The 20998-nt window shown below is 34.2% G+C and carries 19 protein-coding genes and 1 pseudogene; 17 read left to right on the top strand and 3 right to left on the bottom strand.

The features are described 5' to 3' along the window. The first annotated feature begins 116 nt into the window (after nucleotides 1-116). From I5818_RS13185 to I5818_RS13150, 8 genes are all read left to right on the top strand, one after another. On the top strand, nucleotides 117-1250 hold the full coding sequence (locus I5818_RS13185) for a copper amine oxidase N-terminal domain-containing protein (RefSeq protein WP_071975869.1): 1134 nt from the start codon (nucleotides 117-119) through the stop codon (nucleotides 1248-1250). A gap of 252 nt (nucleotides 1251-1502) precedes the next feature. After that, on the top strand, nucleotides 1503-2330 hold the full coding sequence (locus tag I5818_RS13180; protein ID WP_235849885.1) for a methyl-accepting chemotaxis protein: 828 nt from the start codon (nucleotides 1503-1505) through the stop codon (nucleotides 2328-2330). Then, entirely contained in the window at nucleotides 2327-2506 is a 180-nt protein-coding gene (locus I5818_RS13175; RefSeq protein ID WP_209391753.1) for a hypothetical protein, read from the top strand. Before I5818_RS13180 ends, I5818_RS13175 begins: the two co-directional genes overlap by 4 nt. Before the next feature lie 82 nt (nucleotides 2507-2588). Beyond that, on the top strand, nucleotides 2589-3098 hold the full coding sequence (locus I5818_RS13170; RefSeq protein ID WP_078111037.1) for a hypothetical protein: 510 nt from the start codon (nucleotides 2589-2591) through the stop codon (nucleotides 3096-3098). Beyond that, nucleotides 3091-3789 carry an HAD family hydrolase gene (locus I5818_RS13165; RefSeq protein WP_078111038.1) on the top strand — a complete coding sequence of 233 codons (699 nt, stop codon included), beginning with the start codon at nucleotides 3091-3093 and terminating at the stop codon, nucleotides 3787-3789. The genes I5818_RS13170 and I5818_RS13165 overlap by 8 nt, the downstream gene beginning before the upstream one ends. Before the next feature lie 317 nt (nucleotides 3790-4106). Next, nucleotides 4107-4388: a Type 1 glutamine amidotransferase-like domain-containing protein gene (locus I5818_RS26060; RefSeq protein ID WP_235849794.1), complete on the top strand. Its 282-nt coding sequence runs from the start codon at nucleotides 4107-4109 to the stop codon at nucleotides 4386-4388. A gap of 32 nt (nucleotides 4389-4420) precedes the next feature. Continuing rightward, a complete protein-coding gene (locus tag I5818_RS13155; protein WP_078111039.1) occupies nucleotides 4421-5611 on the top strand; it encodes a hypothetical protein in 1191 nt (396 codons plus the stop codon). A gap of 33 nt (nucleotides 5612-5644) precedes the next feature. Continuing rightward, nucleotides 5645-6865, top strand: a complete 1221-nt coding sequence (locus I5818_RS13150; RefSeq protein WP_078111042.1) for an MFS transporter — start codon at nucleotides 5645-5647, stop codon at nucleotides 6863-6865. 351 nt (nucleotides 6866-7216) lie between these two features. Here I5818_RS13150 and I5818_RS13145 read toward each other — a convergent pair whose 3' ends face one another. After that, nucleotides 7217-7408, bottom strand: coding sequence for a hypothetical protein (locus tag I5818_RS13145; RefSeq protein ID WP_071975873.1), 192 nt, complete (start codon nucleotides 7406-7408; stop codon nucleotides 7217-7219). A 181-nt stretch (nucleotides 7409-7589) separates the two neighbouring features. Here I5818_RS13145 and I5818_RS13140 point away from each other — a divergent pair, with 181 nt between their 5' ends. From I5818_RS13140 to preA, 8 genes are all read left to right on the top strand, one after another. After that, nucleotides 7590-8300, top strand: a complete 711-nt coding sequence (locus I5818_RS13140; protein WP_071975874.1) for a class I SAM-dependent methyltransferase — start codon at nucleotides 7590-7592, stop codon at nucleotides 8298-8300. A gap of 116 nt (nucleotides 8301-8416) precedes the next feature. Further along, nucleotides 8417-9256: an alpha/beta fold hydrolase gene (locus tag I5818_RS13135; RefSeq protein ID WP_058003766.1), complete on the top strand. Its 840-nt coding sequence runs from the start codon at nucleotides 8417-8419 to the stop codon at nucleotides 9254-9256. A 20-nt stretch (nucleotides 9257-9276) separates the two neighbouring features. Beyond that, complete coding sequence (locus I5818_RS13130; protein ID WP_071975875.1) at nucleotides 9277-9603, top strand: HIT domain-containing protein; 327 nt, start codon at nucleotides 9277-9279, stop codon at nucleotides 9601-9603. A 38-nt stretch (nucleotides 9604-9641) separates the two neighbouring features. Continuing rightward, the gene (locus tag I5818_RS13125; protein ID WP_078111040.1) at nucleotides 9642-10172 is read left to right on the top strand and encodes an AAA family ATPase; all 531 of its coding nucleotides are present in this window, start codon (nucleotides 9642-9644) and stop codon (nucleotides 10170-10172) included. 204 nt (nucleotides 10173-10376) lie between these two features. Then, nucleotides 10377-11057: a copper homeostasis protein CutC gene (locus I5818_RS13120; protein WP_078111041.1), complete on the top strand. Its 681-nt coding sequence runs from the start codon at nucleotides 10377-10379 to the stop codon at nucleotides 11055-11057. An 877-nt stretch (nucleotides 11058-11934) separates the two neighbouring features. Continuing rightward, nucleotides 11935-12825: a nitrilase-related carbon-nitrogen hydrolase gene (locus I5818_RS13115; protein WP_078110572.1), complete on the top strand. Its 891-nt coding sequence runs from the start codon at nucleotides 11935-11937 to the stop codon at nucleotides 12823-12825. A 108-nt stretch (nucleotides 12826-12933) separates the two neighbouring features. Further along, nucleotides 12934-14283, top strand: a complete 1350-nt coding sequence (locus tag I5818_RS13110; RefSeq protein WP_390883618.1) for an NAD(P)-dependent oxidoreductase — start codon at nucleotides 12934-12936, stop codon at nucleotides 14281-14283. Between the two features lie 45 nt (nucleotides 14284-14328). Then, complete coding sequence (preA, locus tag I5818_RS13105) at nucleotides 14329-15615, top strand: NAD-dependent dihydropyrimidine dehydrogenase subunit PreA (RefSeq protein ID WP_078110570.1); 1287 nt, start codon at nucleotides 14329-14331, stop codon at nucleotides 15613-15615. 104 nt (nucleotides 15616-15719) lie between these two features. On the opposite strand, the gene I5818_RS13100 is transcribed toward preA, so the two are convergent. Both I5818_RS13100 and I5818_RS13095 read right to left on the bottom strand, forming a co-directional pair. Continuing rightward, nucleotides 15720-18668, bottom strand: a complete 2949-nt coding sequence (locus I5818_RS13100) for a Tn3 family transposase (protein WP_078110569.1) — start codon at nucleotides 18666-18668, stop codon at nucleotides 15720-15722. A 1-nt stretch (nucleotide 18669) separates the two neighbouring features. Then, a complete protein-coding gene (locus tag I5818_RS13095; RefSeq protein ID WP_000668444.1) occupies nucleotides 18670-19239 on the bottom strand; it encodes a recombinase family protein in 570 nt (189 codons plus the stop codon). A 346-nt stretch (nucleotides 19240-19585) separates the two neighbouring features. Here I5818_RS13095 and I5818_RS13090 point away from each other — a divergent pair. Further along, nucleotides 19586-20848: pseudogene (locus tag I5818_RS13090) on the top strand (IS110 family RNA-guided transposase). Nucleotides 20849-20998 lie beyond the last annotated feature (150 nt).

Here is a 20998-nt window from a genome sequence, read left to right as displayed (position 1 = left end):
CATACCCTGTCGTCATGAATTCTGTCAAATAAATGATTTTAATGGAAATTAATTGAAACTTTTTTGTTTTTAATTCGTCATATATAGTGAATAAAACTAAATTTGGAGGAAAGAGTATGTCAAAATTAATAAAATCTTCTATTCTATGTTCACTTATTCTATTGTTTATGGTTGGTTTTAGTATAAAAAGTGATGCGAAGCAATCGATCACTTTACAAGTGAATGGGTGGAATGAACAATTGGGATCCGAACCATTTATTGAAAAAGGGTATGTATATATTCCTCTGAGAAATGTATCGGAACTTTTAGGATATAAAGTTGATTGGGATGTTTCCAAGCGAGCTGCTACTATTATTGGAATTAACAATAAATTAGTCTTAAACAGTTCTAGTAATTTAGCAATAAAAAACGGAAAATCGATGAAAATGAATCCGTCCATGAAAATGATCAATAATAAAATTTATGTCCCATTGCGATTCATTTCCGAAATGATGGGGGATCAAGTTCAATGGGAACAAAAATCAAAAACAATCTCAGTTACCAGTAAATATATTTTGGTCAAAGCAAAGTACAAAAATTCGGAGTATTGGGTGAATAAAATAAATGGAGACTTATACTTTGTAGTAGGAAGCAATCTTCCAAAAAAAATTGGCCAAACAGATTTAAAGGTTCCGATAAAAACTCAACGAGATTATCGTGTTTCTCTTGAAGCCAAACAAACACCAAAAGGAAATGTTCTTCTCAATCTCGATAATAATCACGGTGAGCCAGGATTAAGTACTGATCGATATTCTATTTATCTAAAAGATAATAAGATCATCAAGAAAACAAAAGTTTTCTATTACAATCGATGGATGGAGAATATTTCAACGGTTCAAAATAAAGTAGTTATGACAGATGGGAAGAAACTCTATGTGTATGATGATCAAACGACGAAGTTAATTACTGAGTATGACTTGGTTGCTTTAGGTGGGGAAGATGAGAATTATTTTATCGAGGGAATGGGTCAAGATTATCTATTAATTCGACCAAATCTTAAAGGTGTACTAATGCTTGTTAAACCTAATACAAAAGAAAAAGTAGAATTATATAAAGAAATCTTTAAGAATGATCCTGAAAGATTAGAGTACTTTGAAGAAAATGATACACCATATAGGGGCGATGACTTGAAATTTATAGAAGAAAAGAATGGTGTATTGTATTTTAAAACTTCAGTATTCAATGAGAAAACAGTACAATATAAATTATAAGTAAAGATGCTACCTGGTTACGTTGACAGGTAGCTTTTTTCTTTATTCAATTGCGTAATATGGATTCTGAAAGAAGAATTCAATTTTACTAGAATATTCTAAATGGAATTTTTAGATATTCTTTTTTTTATTTTTAAATTTCACATAGGTATTTGGTAATGGGTTTACCTTACAAAAAATCATAAAAATGGCAACTCATTATTTAATAAATATTTTATAATAAAAATAAAAAATAAAAGGATGTTCTCTAACATGACTGATACAGTAGGTCAAACTATAAGTACTCTGGAAATGAATGAAAAGGCAGTTTTATCTGCTTTAGAATTAAATTTAGCGATGATTGAATTTAGCCCAAAAGGTGAAGTGATTTGGGTTAATAATAATTTTGCTCAAGCATTAGGCTACAAAGTGTCAGAAATGAAAAATATGTTACATAGTCAATTATGTACAGAAGAATTTAGAAATAGCGCGGAATATGCGAAACTATGGTCCGATTTAAGAATGGGTAAAAAGTTTCAGGAGAAGATACAAAGAGTTCACAAAAATGGCCAATTATTGTGGCTCGAAGCTACTTATATTCCTATTTTAGATCAAGATGGGAGAGTTAATGCTGTTTTAAAGATTGCTACAGATATTACTGATAGAGAAAATAAAACATTACATATCATCTCTCAATTAAATCGTTTATCAGTAGAATTAGGAAATATTGTAGTAGTTCATTCGAAAGAAAATATCGAAGCACTACAATCATTAAACGAACAAACAAATAGAATAAGTGATATTTCAAAAACGATTCAACACATCTCTTCACAAACCAATATGCTTGCATTAAATGCAGCAATTGAGGCTGCACGGGCTGGACAATATGGATTGGGTTTCAAAGTAGTAGCGGATGAGGTACGAAATTTATCTAATCATGTGGACGAAGCAATAAAAAAAGTAAATGCGAATATAGAGACAATAACAAGAGAGGTTGTTAGAGTAAGCCATTTAACAGAAAAGTTACAAAATAAAGTGATTGATACGCAATCTAAAATCAGTCACACGATGGAAGAATTTGAAGGTATAACAATGGAATGAAAAAAGTATATTATTTTATTTTGAGGTTAAAGCGATTCTTTGTAGAGAATCGCTTATTTGTATTATTGAATCCTTTTTTCTTTTATGATTTTCCAAAAATTATCTTTATGATCGAAATTGTCAAAGAGAAGATGAAGGATTTAGAAGGATTAATGTTGAAAAGAGTAAAGGAATAAAAGATTTATCTGTATTCTAATTAAGTGGATTCTTAATTTTCTTCTGTATAAAGAACCCTATTCATTACAAGGAGGTATATCAATGAAGACAGTATCCAAATATTGCTGCGTTCTATTTATGATATTACTACTACTTAATGGATGTAGTTCTTCACAAGAGAAAAAGAAGGATGCTGAAAATATGGATAAAGAAATTTCAAAATATATTATCGACCACAATAAAAATGCCTATGTAGAAACTGAAAAACAATTTGAAGTCCATAAGATATATGGAAAAACAGAAAAGAAGGGTATGGTCGATGTTTATATGTATTCACTTTATGAGGGATACAATCATGAAACGATGGCAAAACCTCAATCAGGTGGATCACGTCCAGTATTCATCCGCTTACAAAAAGATGGGGAAAAATATAAAGTAATAGATTATAAGGAGCCTAAAAGTGGAGAAAGTTTTGTCACTTCTATTAAGAAAATGTTTCCATCTGAATATGCGAAAACAACGATTAATGATAGTGATAAGGCCAAAGATTTACAAAAAATGATGGAAAAGAAAGTGAACAAATGGCTAAGTGAGTTGAAGAAGGTTGATTAAAGCAGTGTTATTTGACTTTGATGGAACATTATTAGATCGTGATGCCTCTGTGGAAAAATTTATTCATTCTCAATACAATCGATTCATTCAATACTTCGATCACATACCACAAGATAAATATACTACAAGGTTTATTGAGTTAGATGCCCATGGGTATGTTTGGAAAGATTTAGTGTATCAGCAGTTAATAAAGGAATTTCAAATTACAAAGATTTCTTGGAAACATCTTTTTAATGATTATGTAGATAATTTTAAAGATAGTTGTATTCCATTTCCGCATCTATATACAATGCTCGAAGAGTTACAAAAAAAGGCATTTAGATTAGGCATAATAACGAATGGATTTGGTCAGTTTCAAATGAATAATATTGAGGCATTAGGAATTAAATCATATTTTGATACAATTTTGATTTCAGAATGGGAAGGTTGCAAAAAACCATATCCAACCATTTTCCAAAAAGCAATGATGCGGTTAAATGTAGTTGCGAGAGAGAGCATTTTTGTAGGAGATCATCCTGTCAATGATATAAAGGCAGCACAAACTGTGGGCATGGTAGCCATTTGGAAAAAATCAGATCAGTTTAAGCATGGAGATGCAGAATTTGTATTGGAAGATTTAAGTCAATTACCAAGGTTAATTGAAAAAATTAAAAAGGATGGTACACGTGACAGAAATGGTTTTAACTTCTAATGGCTTCTTTACTGAGGGTATTAGAAAACAGTTTTTTAGAGCAAATGGAAGAGGACGTCGAATATTATAAAGTGGGAATTATAACAACAGCATCAATTCAAAAGGAGAATAATAGATTTGCCTTAAAAAGCGAAAAAAGATTTTCTGCAAATGGGATTCACGCAGGTTGGTTTTATTGATATTGAATATGATAATCTGCAACTACTGGAACAATGTCATATTATTTATATTAACGGAGGAAATCCTTTTTATTTATTATACCAGAAAAAGAAAAGTCGTACGGACATTATTTTGAGGATTTTGCACGCCGTGGAAACATGATTATTGGAGTGAGTGCCGGAGCAGTTGTACTGGGTCCTAATATTGAAATTGTTCATTATTTTACACCAGAAAAGAATAGTATAAAATTGCAGGATTTTAAACCATTAGGATTAACTAATAAAATAATTTTTCCTCATTATGATCGTGAAGATTTATTTTTAAATTCAGAGGGTAAGTCTATTGAAGATCGGTTACAGGAATATGAATCCCTTCATAACAGTAAGATTACAAGGTTAAAAGACAATCAATTTTTGATAAGTGAATATTTGATTGAATAGGAGGATTTATTCTATGGAAGGAGCCTGTAGGCATGAAAATCGATTTATATCAATTAATGGATGAAATTAATACGACTATTACAAATCGCTATTGGGAGGGCTTTAAACCAGTAGCCTACGCTATTTATAATGAGGAAAAAGTATTTTTATTTAATCATCCGAACTACATGTCAAAGTTTCCTACATTTGTCGTGTTATCTTGGGATGATCGCTTTGTTGGCGATACTTTAATATTATTTGAGGATTATCCTACTGCGATTGTTAATTTTGATATAATCAGTGATTTTGCAGAATTATTTTCGCTTCTTATACATGAATTATTCCATGGCTATCAGCACTTACAAGGTGAAAAGCGGTTTCCTGATGAAATACTCGGGATTACATATCCGTTAACGAGGGAAAATATTGAATTAAGAAATCGAGAAAGGATTTCACTTTATCGAGCGGTTCTTTCAAATCAAGCGGAAGAGATCATTCAATTTTTCTCTATTAGAGAAAAAAGAAAAGAGCTAATAGGGGAATATTTTCACTACGAGACATTAGTTGAAACGATTGAAGGTCCAGCATGGTATGTTGAATGGAAGGCTTATTGTGATAAATCACGGCAATCGGATTCTGATCATTTACAAAAGTATGGAAAAATGCTGATTGATCAAACAGAATCCTGCTTAAATATTAGAAGAGGTTGTTATAGTTCAGGGATGTTCATCTGCTTACTACTAGACAAACTATCACCTGGATGGTATAAAAGCTATTTTCAATCTAACCTCTCTTTATATGAATTTTTTAGTAGGATGATTCAATTAGAGAACAATCATTATATCAAGGTAGAGATTAGTAAAGAAACGGATGAGATGATTGAATTTGTGAACGATCAAAGAGAACAGGAATTTGGTCAATTCATTCATAAACCTGGTTACCATCTATTGATTGAAGGGTCCATGAAAGTAAATGCTTTTGATCCAATGAATATCGTATTAAGTGGTAAAAAAGTTTTGCATCGAAATTTTATAAAATTAATCATCAATAATGAGGAATATCTTTTTCAATATCCTGTTATAACCTACTTTAATCATAATTGGCGAAATATACATCAGCTTCAAATAATTTTGAATCAAGAACCTATATCCATGAAAGATTGTTTATTAATTGATGGAGTAGGAAAAATCAAGGGTGAAAATACGAAAAATAAAGATGGATATTTTTTAAGAGTAAAGGATTAGTTGGTTAGAATGTCACATGGAAAAGGGGAAAAAATGAACATTTGGAAAAAACCGATTCTGTTACTCTCTGGAATCGGTATATCTTATTTAGGAAATTGGATCTATTTAATTGCTTTAAACCTTTCTATTTTAGAACTTACTGGTTCTGCAGCTGCAGTAGCGGGTCTGTATATCATTCGACCAATTGCTGTACTACTAACAAATACTTGGGCTGGCAGTGTAATTGATCGCGTAAATAAAAGATATTTAATGATTGCAATTGATTTAATAAGAGGAGTTCTCGTCTTTTGTATTCCTTTTATCGGTTCCTTATGGATCATTTATACAATTCTATTAATGATTAATATTGTCGGTTCATTTTTTGGTCCAAGTTCATCTGTATATATAACAAAGCTAATACCTAGAGACAATCGAAAGAGATTTAATTCAATCATGAGTATGACGAATTCAGGTGCATTTCTACTTGGTCCAGCAATTGCCGGAATTCTTATCATGCATGTTGGAACGGAACTTTGCATCATTATAAATGCAGTTACTTTTTTAGTTTGTGCCTTTTTTATCTATCTTCTCCCGAATGTAGATGAGAAATCGAATAACTCACAGCTACAAATCCATTGGAAAATGATCATGAAAGATTGGATAATTGTTAAAAATTTTGCACTGAAAGCGAGGAATTTTATTATTATATATCTGTTATTCCAGCTTGCCTTACTCATAGGTTTTTCATTAGACTCACAAGAGGTAACTTTTATTAAACAAAATATAAAATTATCTGATCGAGATTATGGAATAATTGTCAGTATAACCGGAATTGGTTCATTAACAGGTGCAGCAGTTGCGGCTATATTAGCCAAAAAATTACAACTCAAACTCTATTTAGGTGTGGGGATGCTTCTTACCTCGGTAGGTTATGTCGGGTTTTATTCATCATATAATTTTCTGACTGCTACATTAGCCTTTATATTTTTGGGCTTTTTTATGGCGTTCGCTAATGCAGGGTATGCTACTTTTTTCCAAAATAATGTACCAATAGAAATTATGGGGAGATTTAGTAGTATAGCCGATATGTTTCAAGGTGTTGTACAAATTGGATTAACCCTACTATTAGGCTTATTTGCTGAATGGTATACACTTCAATTAGTTTGTTTAATTTTCTCCATTATTGGAACTGTATTAGCAGTGATACTATTACTTACTATTTTTATCCCTTCAAAAGCAGTCTTATTTGAGGAAAATAAAAAAATGACAGGTTAATCAAGAAAATTGGGTAAAATGCGTCTTAGGGATGGTGGTTGGAAACAGATAAATCGTGAATATTGAAGAAAATGTGTCTCAAGAATAGGGTTGGAAACAGATAAACCGCGAATGTCGTTGAAAATGTGTTTCAAGAATAAAGATTGAAACACACAAACCGGGAATATCGTTGAAAATGTATCTCAAGAACAGAGATTGAAACACATAAACCGGGAATGTTGAAGAAAATGTGTGTCAACATTCAAGTTTGAGCACAAAAATTCACTGAGGGTTTACTCATACAACAAAAATAAGGTAAAGAATTTAAACACTTGGGAGCAGTCTGATCTATTTTAGCAGACTGCTCTTTTTCTATAACACTTGGTAGAGAATATAGGAGGAAAAACTTAGAACATACATAATAAATATCCCAACCATTAGTTTAACTGACTTCTTTGAAATATCTAATGCCTCCTTTAATCCACTATTTAACAGTAACTCAATAAAAATCATGATGGAAATTCCAAAGCAGAGAATTGCCAATGAAAAGTAAAAAGCTTCCATTGTAACCTCCATATAATTTTCAGATATCTTCATTTTACTGATAAACTTATAGTATTTAGTTTAAAATCATTAAAAAAAAAGCCTCATGTCGATGATGATATCCATAAATTTGAAGGAATAACATAAAGTAATAGAGAAATTGTAAGGTGAACCATTCATTTACATATTTACGAGGTGAAAAATGAAAGAACAAATAAAAAGAACCTTTAATCAGCTTGCTCATGCTTATGAAAATAGTGTCGATAAAGTTAGTCTTCATAATCGTGAGTATGAAAGACCTTCTATGCTGAGGAACATCCCCAATAATATAAGAAGCATGAGAGTACTTGATGCTGGCTGTGCAGCAGGCTGGTATACCGAGCAATTAATCAATCGTGAAGCAAGTGTCGTTGCAACAGATTTAAGTCCAGACATGGTTGCTGCGACAAAAAGACGTGTGAAACAAAAAGCAGAGGTCATATGTGTAGATTTAGAAAAAGATCTTCCATTCGATGATAATTCCTTTGATATGATTATTAGTTCACTAACTCTTCATTATATTAAAGATTGGGAAAAAACTTTTGGAGAGTTTCAGCGAATCTTAAAATCTAATGGAGTGCTTTTATATTCGGTACATCATCCATTCATGGATATACAAATCTCACAAAATGAAGATTACTTTGCAAAGGAATTATTGATTGATCGCTGGAATAAGGAAGGAAAAATAATAGAAGTACCGTTTTACCGACGTCCCTTGAACGAAATGATAAATGTGACCACTGCACATTTTATCATTGAAAAAGTGATTGAACCCCAACCAACACAAGCTTTCAAAACTGAGTCTCCTGAGAAATATGAAAAATTAATGAAAAAGCCACATTTTATAATAGTTAAGGCAATTAACAAAAAATGAGCAAACTTTAGAAAACTTCAAAGTATTTCCTGATTGCCTTAGCTATATTCCGATATTAATAATAAAGAAATGGATACATAAATAACTACCAGAATACTAGTGTAAAGGAGAAATAGATGAATCATTGGAAAAGAGAAATCATTAAAACTAAACGAGGAAATTTTGAAATTTTTATTGCGGGTCAGGGTAATCCAATTTGTGTTACCCATCATTATTCAGTATTTAATGAATCGGGGGATTATTTCGCCCAAACCTTTATAAATAATAACAAAGTAATTCTTGTTAATCTTAGAGAGTGTGGAAATTCTGACAGAGCAGAGGAACCCTATCAGTTAAGTATGATTGAAACGGTATTAGATCTTGAAGAAATAAGACAAGAACTCGGATATTCATCATGGACATATGCAGGACATTCTACTGGTGGAATGATAGGTGCTTTATATGGTATTCATTATTCTTCATCCTTAGATTCATTAATTATTGTAGGATCGGCAGCTAGAGATTATTATTCTTCTACACCAGAATGTATATATAATGAACGTCATCCTCATTTTAATAGAATGCAAGAATTGATGAAGGAATTGAAGAGGGATGGCCTTTCATTTTCAGATAGACAGAAATTAATAAAAGAGAGAACACAAATATCCTTATATAAACCTGAAAGATATGAAGATTATTTCAACTGTTCAATCAATAAAGGAACATCTGCGAAAAGACTAAATTTCTTTAGCAGAGAGGCATTAATTTATGATATCACAAGAAAACTACCGGAAATCACATCAAAAACACTTATTTTATGTGGGAAACACGATGTTCAATGCCCTGTTAAATATTCTATCGAAATGCATCAACTTATTCCGGATTCTCAATTACATATTTTTGAACAAAGTAATCATTATCCATTTTTAGAAGAGAAGGATGAATTCGAACATATTATTCATTCCTTTTTGAAATAAAAAAAACAGGAGGAATATCTATGACGATAGATTTCTATTGTGATGAAGTGTTAAGTGGAAAAACGGAAGTAGAAAAAATAGTGGAAACCGATAATACTTTAGCCTACTATCATACAAAACCTTCGTATCAAGTTCATATTGTGGCAATTCCGAAAAAACATATTCCTTCATTAACAAGAATAGATGAGTGTGATCAGAAGATATTGTATGAGTTAATAGAGACTGTACGAAAAGTTGCTTGGAAAATAGAACAGGAGTATGGTGCGTGTAGGGTGATTACTAATTTAGGAAATTATCAAGAATCAAAGCATCTACATTGGCACATTGTATCTGGGAAACGGATATGAATACATACATTTCTGATAGAATTAAAGGAGTTACATAAATGATTATTATGATTAATGGTGCGTTTGGAGTTGGAAAGACTTCTGTTGCAAATGAGTTAGTGAAACAAATGGATAATAGCATGATTTTCGATCCAGAAGAAGTTGGCTTTATGCTTAGGAACATCATTCCAAACGAAATTAAACAAAAGGAAGCAAATACTGGTGACTTTCAGGATTTACAGCTTTGGAAAGAGTTAACAGTTGTTTTGGCCAATCGGTTGATTCAAACATACAAAATGAATCTAATTATCCCTATGACAATTCGTAAACAGGAATATCTTCATTATATAATAGATGGTTTTAAAAAGTTAAATCAGGATCCCTATCATTTTTGTCTGATTGCAGAGGAAGAAACGATTTATGAAAGATTAAGAAGACGTGGGGAAGAAGAAGGAAACTGGTGCTTCCAGCAAACAAGAAAATGTATAAATGCATTTAATACATATGACTTTGGGGAGTACATTCAGACAGATCATCTAAGTATTCCTCTCATTGTTGAAATTGTGAAAGAAAAGGTATCCCTTGGATAAATGCTTTATTTCATTCCTTATGAAGTTAGAGTTCTGTTCTTAGTGAATTGAAATGTTGCTTATTTCTTAGCTGAAACATTACGTTAATAATAATTTAATAAAAAGTGCCTTAATAAAAAAGTAAATAGATTAGATGCTCTCCTTATTCTTTTAAGGTAAAATAAAGTGGGTAGTTACTGATATAAATTAGAGGTGAGCTTACATATGATAATTGAAGTCATTGCAGATACCGTTGAGGATGCAATAATAGCGGAGCAAGCAGGTGCTAATCGTATTGAACTGATAACTGGAGTCGCAGAGGGTGGTCTAACTCCTAGCTATGGTATCATAGAAGCGGTTTGTAAAGCTGTGTCGATTCCAGTGTATGTGATGATACGTCCACATAGTCGCAGCTTTAGTTATTCTAATACTGAATTGAATAGTATGGTGAAGGATATACAGATTTGTAAGGAGCTTGGGGCTGCAGGGGTTGTTTGGGGTGTATTGAATAAGGATGGGGATATTGATAAGGAAGCTTTGAAAAAACTGTTGGATGCCTCAAATGGATTAGATATTACATTTCATCGGGCGTTTGATGAAGTAAATGATCAATTAGAAGCCTTAAATGTCATACAACAATATCCGGAGATTTCTCGTATACTAACATCAGGTGGCAAGGATAAAGCAATAGATGCAACTAGTGAGCTGCAACAATTGGTGAATAAGTGTGAGGGTACATCACTTAAGATTATGGCAGGGTCTGGCTTAACGCCGAACAATATTGGCAACCTTTTAGAACAAGTGAAGGTGACAGAAATTCATTTTGGCTCCGGAGTACATCATCAATCTAGTTTTAGTTATCCAATTGATCCACAAAAAATACAAGAGATAAAAAACTTACTATAAGATAGGAAAATCTAAGATTAAATCACTAAAGACGGTAATCTAAAAAAGTCGATTTCATGTTTTGAACCTCAGCCCAATAGTTAGACAAACTAACAATTGGGCTGAGGTTCATCTGAGGAAATCGACTTTTTTACTATACTTCATATATGGGGAGTTCTATGAAATGTTGGAGATTAGTAATGCTGAGTATAAGATTGTCGCAATTATTCAAAATAAACCCTTTAATTGGAATGTCATTGATTAACGATTTTATGATCTTTTGCATGAAAAGGTTAAAGAAGAAGAACTTATTTCTATTATTAACGATTTCAAGTGGAAGTTGAATAAATTATATAGATGAAACATTAAAATATACACCATCCATTTATATAAATGATAGTTCTCAAAGTATTTATTCTCTATAGGCAAAATTAACAGCATTTGAGAAGCTTGCTTATGAGGGGTGGCAAAAGGAAATACAAGGATTTTATAGAGGAGATACCAAGCGACAAAAGATATTGGGTGGTGAATGGAATTGATATTCTTTCAGAGATCCGTATGAAATTTTACCAAAAAGCGATCATTTCCGTATGGAATTCTGAAAATAGTTAGATAACTAGACTAGGTGATTACAATAACTGAAACGGATTTCTTCAGTAGACATTGTTTATATTTGTCAAATGTTACATTATGAAAAACAAATCATGTACATCATTTAACATTGTGTATAATGCAATCCAAGCAAGAAAAAAGTAAACTAAGCTTAAACTTCTATTTTGGGTAAAAAACTCAAAATGACAACATCTTTTGAAAGCGTTTTCCGAATATAAAGTAATAGGGTAAATAATATATTCATATATGTATATTGGCCAATCTATTTATAAAGGAGGAATTGACCATGACAGACAACGTGAAAATTGGACTTATTCAAGCTTCAAATGATGTAGATGGAAATGAACCCGTTGATGTTCATAAACAAAAGGCTATAGAAAAACATATTCAACTCGTTAAAGATGCAAAAGAAAAGGGTGCGCAAATCATTTGTTTGCAGGAGATATTTTATGGACCTTATTTCTGTTCTGAGCAAAATACAAAGTGGTATGATGCTGCAGAAGAGATTCCGAATGGACCTACAACGAAACTATTTCAAGATCTAGCAAAGGAATTAGGAGTTGTTATAGTATTACCAATTTATGAAAAAGAAGGGATTGCAACTTATTACAATACAGCCGCAGTGATAGATGCAGATGGCTCATATTTGGGAAAATATCGTAAACAACATATTCCTCATGTAGGAGTTGGAGATCAGGGGTATGGTTTCTGGGAAAAATTTTATTTTAAGCCTGGCAATTTAGGATATCCTGTGTTTGATACTGCATTTGCAAAAGTTGGTGTCTACATATGTTATGATCGACATTTTCCTGAAGGTGCAAGATTGCTGGGTTTAAATGGCGCCGAAATTGTTTTAAACCCATCTGCAACAGTTGCGGGATTATCAGAATATTTATGGAAGCTTGAGCAACCAGCACACGCAGTTGCAAATGGCTATTATTTAGGTGCAATCAATAGAGTAGGTACAGAGGGTCCATGGAATATGGGTGAATTTTATGGTCAATCCTATCTTGTTGACCCAAGAGGGGAATTTGTAGCAATGGGTAGTCGGGACCAAGATGAAATTGTCATCGGTGAAATGAATAAAAAAATGATTAGAGAAGTACGAGATACTTGGCAATTTTATCGGGATCGCAGACCGGAAACTTATCAAGAGATGACGGCTCTATTACCTTAATTTATTTTTCAACAAGGGCTTTACAACTTTTCCAAACGTAAAGCCCTTTATATATATCTTCATATAGTATTTATCTTTTCCAAAGGAGGCTAAAACATAGTGACTAGAATTTCTTATGAAGATTTACAGCAAAACTTTAATGAAGTATTTCCTGGGTTAACAAATCAGGAAGCAATAGAAGAGTCGAATAGATGTTTATATTGCTACGATCCTCCTTGTATACAAGCATGTCCAACGGGAATTGACATTCCGACATTTATAAAAAAAATTGCCTCAGGAAATTTAAAAGGGTCTGCTAAAACGATTATGACAGCTAACCCTGTTGGTGCAAGCTGTTCTCGTGTTTGTCCAACTGAGGAATTATGTGAGGGGGCATGTGTACTTAATCATTCAACGAAACCAATTATGATTGGCAATTTACAAAGGTATGCCACAGATTGGGCAATTAAAAATCAACAAGTATTATTTAAACCAGGAAAAAAGAATGGTAGGAAAGTAGCAATCGTTGGTGGAGGGCCAGCTGGTCTTGCTGCTGCTCGAGAGCTCGGATTATTAGGTTATAATGTGACGATTTTTGAGGCTGAAAAACATGCTGGTGGATTAAACACGTATGGAATAGTGTCTTTTAGGCTTCCACAAGATATTTCCTATTGGGAAGTAAAGCAAGTAGAAAGTCTTGATGTTGAAATAAAGACAAACACAAGAGTAGGAAAGGATATTTCAGTAAAAGAAATAATGGACAATTATGATGCTGTTTTACTTGCAATAGGGATGGCGAGTGTTCCTAATTTAGGGATTGTCGGTGAAGATTTAGACGGTGTATATGATGCGATTGACTTCGTAAAAGAAACGAAAACAAAACCTATTTCTAATACGTTTCTCGGTAAGAAGGTGGTTGTTATCGGAGCGGGAAATACAGCAATCGATGGTGCAACATGTTCCATTCGATTGGGAGCTGAAAATGTGAAGATTCTTTATAGAAGGACTAGTGAGGAAATGACCGCCTATGAATTTGAATATGAATTTGCCAAGCAAGATGGGGTTGAATTTAGATGGCTTACTGCACCAAAACGGATTATCGGGAATGAAGATGGAAAGGTCATAGGGATTGAATGTATCAAAATGAAATTAGGTAAATCTGATGACGATGGTCGTGCTCGCCCGATACCAATTGAAGGATCCGAATTTATATTAGAAGTAGATGCTGTTATAAAAGCAATTGGACAATCAAGATACAATCAGTTAATTGAAGAATTTCAACTTGAACATAATAGTGGCGTAGTAAAGATTGATCAGCAAACTTATCAAACGTCTAATGCAAAAGTCTATGCATGTGGAGATGTCATCTTTGGAAAAGGTCAAGGTGAAGCTATGGTTGTATCAGCTGCACAGCAAGGAAAAGACGCAGCATATGCAATCCACAAGCAATTAAGCAAAACTTCCGCAGAGACTGCTTAGTTTGGACAATATAGCATATCTTTAAAAAGGGCAGGAGGTAAGGAAATGGCAGATTTACAGATTAATTTAGCAGGAATTCAATCACCAAACCCATTTTGGTTAGCTTCTGCTCCTCCAACTAACTCTGGTTATCAAGTTCAACGAGCATTTGATGCAGGTTGGGGAGGAGCAGTTTGGAAAACATTGGGTGATCCCATTCTAAATGTTTCATCACGTTTTGCAGCTGTTAGTTTTAATGGTCAAAAGGTAGCGGGGTTTAATAATATCGAACTCATAACTGACCGACCTTTAGAGGTTAATTTGCAAGAAATCTATGAAACTAAAAAAAGATTTCCTAATCATGCAATTATTGCTTCACTGATGGTGGAACCTAAGCAGGAAAAATGGCATGAAATTGTAAAAAGAGTTGAGGATGTTGGTGTGGACGGACTGGAACTAAATTTTGGTTGCCCACATGGCATGGCGGAAAGGGGGATGGGATCTGCTTCTGGTCAAGTTCCAGAGCTTGTTGAAAAACAAACCTATTGGGTGAAGGAAGCTGCTCAAACACCTGTTATTGTAAAACTAACTCCGAATATTACAGATATTACTGTTACTGCTCAATCCGCAGCAAATGGTGGTGCGGATGCAATCAGTATGATAAATACAATTAATAGTTTGGCAGGAGTGGATATTCATACATGGAATACGATTCCACATGTTGCTGGAAAAGGTGCACATGGAGGATATTGTGGTCCTGCAGTTAAACCAATTGCTCTTAATATGGTTGGGGAATGCGCACGCAATCCTAGAATCAACATTCCGATATCTGGTATAGGTGGAATTTCAAGCTGGCAGGATGCAGTGGAGTTTATGCTAATGGGAGCAACTGGAGTTCAGGTTTGTACAGCAGCAATGCACCATGGATTTAGGATTGTAGAGGATATGATTGAGGGACTAGATCATTACTTAGATGACAAAGGAATATCTTCTGTAATGGACTTAATAGGGAAGTCAGTAGAAAAATATTCCGATTGGGGAAATCTCGACTTAAATTATAAAATTGTCGCGCGGATAAATAACGATATATGTATTAATTGCAATAAATGCCATATTGCCTGTGAAGATACATCCCATCAATGTATTGATATGTTAAAAGATGAAACAGGAAAAGGATATTTACAGGTACGTGAAGATGACTGTGTAGGTTGTAATCTTTGTTCTATCGTATGTCCAGTTGATGGGGCAATTGACATGGTTGAAATTCCAAGTACGCTACCACCAATGACATGGAATGAACGTCAAGCTGCTCTTGGAGCTGCTTCATGCAATGTAGATGTTGTAAATAAATAGATAAAAGGGGTACTGCCGACAAAACGCGGATATTATACGCTAAGACATTTTTTGGATATGAAAACCCTAATTTTTCTACGCTAAGCAGAAAAATTAGGGTTTTTTTATATCCTAAGTGGACGTAGGGAATGTATTGAGTTCAAAATCTCAGGTATAAATGAATATTCTCCTAGAAAGTTTATATGTTCCCATCCTAATGGTGATATGTGTGGGAGCAATTCCTCTTGATACTTTCCTGTATTTTTAAAATGTTCAATTGCTTGTGATAGATACACGGTATTCCAAATACTAATAGCATTAATAATTAAGTTTAAGGCGCTGGCACGCTGTAATTGATCTTGTAATGCTCTTTCTCTAAGTTCCCCATGTTTCCCAAAGAAAATAGCTCGTGCCAATGCATTCATAGCTTCTCCTTTATTTAATCCACGTTGAATTCGCCGACGCAATGTTTCGCTAGAAATATAATCTAATATAAACAAGGTTTTATCTATGCGACCCATCTCTCTTAAAGTTGTCGCAAGGCTATTTTGACGAGAATAAGAACCTAATTTCCCCATAATGAGAGAAGCAGAGACCGTTCCTTTACGAATGGAATGTGCCAACCTTAATACATCATCATAATTTTCCTGAATGATCTTGGTGTTAATTCTTCCACGAAGCAACTTCTCCATTTCTGGATATTGGTCTGGTTTTTCAAATGAATAAAGTTTTGAATCTGCAAGGTCTCGTAGTCTTGGGGCAAATCGAAATCCTAACAAATTAGTTAATCCGAATACTTGATCCGTATAACCAGCCGTATCTGTATAATGTTCTTCAATATGCAAGTCGGTTTCATGATGCAATAAACCATCTATAACATGAACAGCGTCTCTTGCGTTTGTATTAATCACTTTCGTATAGAAGCTAGAAAATTGGTCACTAACAAACCGATAAATGGTTGTTCCTTTCCCTGTGCCGTAATGTGGATTTGCATCAGCGTGTAAGGATGAAACTCCTACTTGAACACGCATTCCATCTGAAGAAGAAGTTGTACCATCGCCCCAGTACGACGACAAGTTTAACTGGTGTTGAAAATTCACCATAACGGCTTGTGCTTTATTCATAGCATCTTCATATAAACGCCATTGTGAGGCTGTGGACATTTGCCGGTAAGAAACCCCTTGTGTCGCTTCTGCCATCTTAGTAAGACCGATGTTTGTTCCCATAGCCATAATCGCTGCCATGATCGCAGGCTTTTCTTCTTCTTTCGGTGGATTCAGCGTAGAAGCATGGAGGAACTGCTTTTCGAATCCCGTCCAACTTGCTACTTCCATAAGCAAATCTGTCAACTTCACACGAGGTATCAGTTGATATAGAGATAAACTATATTCTCGTGCTGTTTCTGGAACGTTTTTCTCCAAACGATGGAGATGCAGCCGTCCGTCTTCAAAATTAACCCCATCTAATTCTGTGATATTCGCTTTAATCCATTCAAGCCGATTATGTAATGCATCTATTTTCAATTTTAAGTATTCATCAACAGAAGGTGGTGCGGTAAGTCCATTAAGGTGCTTGTTTTGCTCCCATGCTTCTTTTGTCACTAAATAATTATCAAAATCTTGATGCTGACGACTTCCTTTAATAGAAACGTTACCTGAGCGTACAAGATTTCTTAACTCGGTAAGAACAGACATCTCATAATATTGGCGATTTATATTACCATCATCATCATAAACGTGCTTTTGCCAGCGATTCGAGATAAAGTCCAAAGGAGCTCCTTCTGGAATTTTTCGTTTATTATTTTTGTTCATCTCTTTAATGGTCTCAATAGCTTGAAGCAATGGCTCTCCTGATTTTGTAGAAGTGAATTCTAGGGCTTCTAACAATGTTGGAGTATATTTACGTAAGTAGTTAAAGCGAAATTTTAGTAAGTCTAAGTAATCGTAATCCATTGGGCGTGATAATTGCTTCGCCTCTTCTATTGAGTTTACGAAGTCCTCCCAAGGCATAATAGCTTCTAAGGCTTCAAATGGGTCCTTCCCTTGTTCTTTTGCTTGAATCAATGCTGTTCCCAAATCTGCAAAGTGAATAACCTTTTCATTAACTGATTTACCATTTAACCTCTGAATCTCTTCTTGAGCTTTACGTCCTTTTGATAACAATAGGCTAATTTGCCGATCATGTATCTCAAAGGCATGATCAGTAAGGTTTTGGCTAAGTTGTAGGAGGTGTAAAACTAAAAGCGCAAATTTCTTATTCTCTTTAAATCTACGGAATGAACGGGGTTCATATTTGGAACCCAATCGTGCTAGCTGTAAGACCCTATTTGGATGAATTTCTTTAATATCCACATTAAGTTGCAAAGTTCGTATGACTTGAAGACGTTTTATAACCTTTAAGAAGGCATCTGGAGAAGATTGACCGGGAACTTCTCGCAACCAAGCAAGGGGTGTCTTTGAATTGGTGGAACTTACATCAAGTAAGTGATCTAACTTTTGTTTTTGAGATTCACTTAATGTAGAGATGATAGATTTAAAAATTCGTTCTTCTGCCCGTTGACGAGCTTCCCATACAATCCTTTCTATTGTTGTCAGTGCTGGCAAAATTACTTTTTGTCTTCGCAATTCTTCAATTGTTGAGCGAATCAAGTAGTCTGTATTTCCGTTCTCAAGAGCGAGTTTAAGAGTAAATTGTGCAATTATTCGATATGCCCCAAAGGATAAGTTTTGGTAGCCATAATGTTGCCGAAGTTCCTCTAGATGTTCATTTCGAGTTGCTACCCGTTTTGCATACTGGGTATATTCTTGAGGGGAGACATCAATTTGTTTTGCAATATAATCGAGTATTGGGCTGGGAATGTCTTTAATCTGAAATAAAGTCCAACCCGGATACCGAAGGACAGCGAGCTGTAAAGCAACCCCTAAGCGATTATGGTCTCTTCGGTGCTTATTAATAAATCCAAGATCTTCTGAGGTAAAAGTATAGTGCATTTCTATGTCATGCTCATTCATATCATCGGGAATAGACACAAACATATTTCGCTGATCGGAGGTTAACAGTTCTTTCCCTCTCATGTTATACCTCCTTGCCAGATTTTTCTTTCGTTCCTAAGTAACGATATAACGTTGTTGCTCCTATTCCTGTGGCTTCTTTAATTTGAGATAAGGAGTAGTCTTTACTTTCATACATCTTCATGGCAAGCATGATTTTTTTAGGTTCAACCTTCGGTCTACCTCCATTTCTTCCCCTAGCTCTAGCAGCTACCAGTCCATCTTTAGTTCGTTCACTAATGATGTCCCGTTCTAATTCGGCTATGCTGGCTAACATTCTGAAAAAGAATCGCCCCATAGCTGTTGTTGTGTCAATTTTATCTTGAATAGACACGAAATGAATTCCCTTAGCTTCAAACTGCTCCATGAGTTCAATTAAATGTTTGGTACTTCGACTGATACGATCTAATTTGTAGACAACTACTGTGTCGCCCTTACGCAGAACTTTAAGTAGCTCGTCCAATTGAGGCCGGTTTTTCCTCTTACCTGATTCTTTTTCTTCAAAAATCTGTTCCACTTCATAATGGTTCAAAGCATCCAGTTGTAATGACAATGACTGATCTTGCGTACTTACCCGTGCATATCCAAATTTCAACACAAATCCCCCCTTACTTAATACATTTACTATACCATAAAGGGTATTTAAATAGATATATTAGTAATTTGATTTTGGTTATATTTTTGGTTATGTGTTTTAAGTAGTTTTTGAATATTTTTAGATAATCTCTTTTCTACAACCAAAAACGGTCGTTTTTGGTATTTTTTTATATAGAGGAAATGGATATAGGAGATTGTGAAAAGGTGTACTTACACTAACGGGCAGCATTCCTGTAATGAAGAAATATGAGGTTTGAACATAAAAAAGCCCCTTGGTATGATATGAATGTCCAAAGCTTGGCGGCAAAAAGGACAACAAACACATATACCAGGAGGCTATTCAAATGAATTATAACCAAAATGAAAAGATTGCTCAAATTACTTCTCAAACATTAATTATAGGTGTTGATATTGCTAAATACAAGCATGTGGCAAGAGCCCAAGACTTTAGAGGTTTAGAATTTTCAGCACCTTTATACTTTGAAAATACAGATTCTAGTTTTAACTGTTTCTTAGAGTGGATAAAAAAGTTAATGAATCAAAACAATATGGAAAAAGTGATCGTAGGAATGGAGCCGACAGGTCACTATTGGCTGAATTTAGCTCACTTCCTTAAGGCGAAAAATATCAAGTTTGTAGTTGTAAATCCTTTGCATGTAAAGAAAAGTAAAGAGTTAGATGATAATTCTCCAACTAAAAATGATGTAAAGGATGCAAGAGTTATCGCACAGTTGGTCAAAGACGGGAGATATGCAGAACTTCGTGTGGCTAGAAAAATACGTGATCTTCTATCTGTTGATCTTCAAGCAGTTCAAGGGCAAGTCCATAATTGGATAGACCGCTATTTTCCAGAGTTTCTTACCGTCTTTTAAGGATTGGGAAGGTAAATCTGCTATACAATTATTAAAACTAAATTTATTGCCACATGAGTTAGTAGCTCTCTCCGAACAGGAGATACTAGTACATCTTCGAAAAGCTGTTAAACGTGCAGTGGGACTCAGTAAAATAAAAGAACTAAAGAAGATTGCAGTTGCTTCAATTGGTATTAGGGAAGGTTCTGATATGGCTAAGTTAGAGCTTCGCACGTTAATAGACAAATATGAACTAATAAAAGAAAAGTTCGAAGAACTGGAATCTAACATAGATAAACTTCTTGAACAAATTCCAGGTGTTGAACAAATGTTGGCTATTAAGGGAATAGGGAAAGACACGGTTGCAGGCTTTTTTTCAGAGGTAGGAGACCTAAGTTACTATTCCCACCCAAGGCAGATTATCAAACTAGCTGGGCTTAGTCTTAAGGAAAATACATCTGGTAAGCATAAAGGACAAACCTAAATTACCAAGAGAGGTAGGAAGACATTAAGAGCTCTCCTCTTTCGAGTTGCAATGCCTTTGGTCGCTAAAAATACCGCTTTTAAAGCATTACATGAGTATTTTACAAAGCGTCCAAATAATCCTTTGAAGAAGATGCAATCTCTAATTGAATTGCAATATGTAATAAGCTCATACGTATTTTATTTACCATCGGTAAAAAGCAGTGCGAATTTAGTGAAGAACGCATGTTATCGGACATTCCTCATATGGACGTATTACAGGTAGCAGCTTAATATCTTTTCTTGATTGAAATTATTTAGTAGGTTAATTGTTTTAAACATTTGAAGCACGGATTAGTCAGTAAAACAACTAAAATACGGGCAAGGACCCTGTCGGGCAGCATGACTGACATCCACCTCATGGAAAGGTTGGACGAAGGAATT

The sequence above is a fragment of the Heyndrickxia oleronia genome (assembly GCF_017809215.1).
Lineage (GTDB): Bacteria > Bacillota > Bacilli > Bacillales > Bacillaceae_C > Heyndrickxia > Heyndrickxia oleronia.
This window is presented reverse-complemented; position numbering and strand designations above follow the sequence as displayed.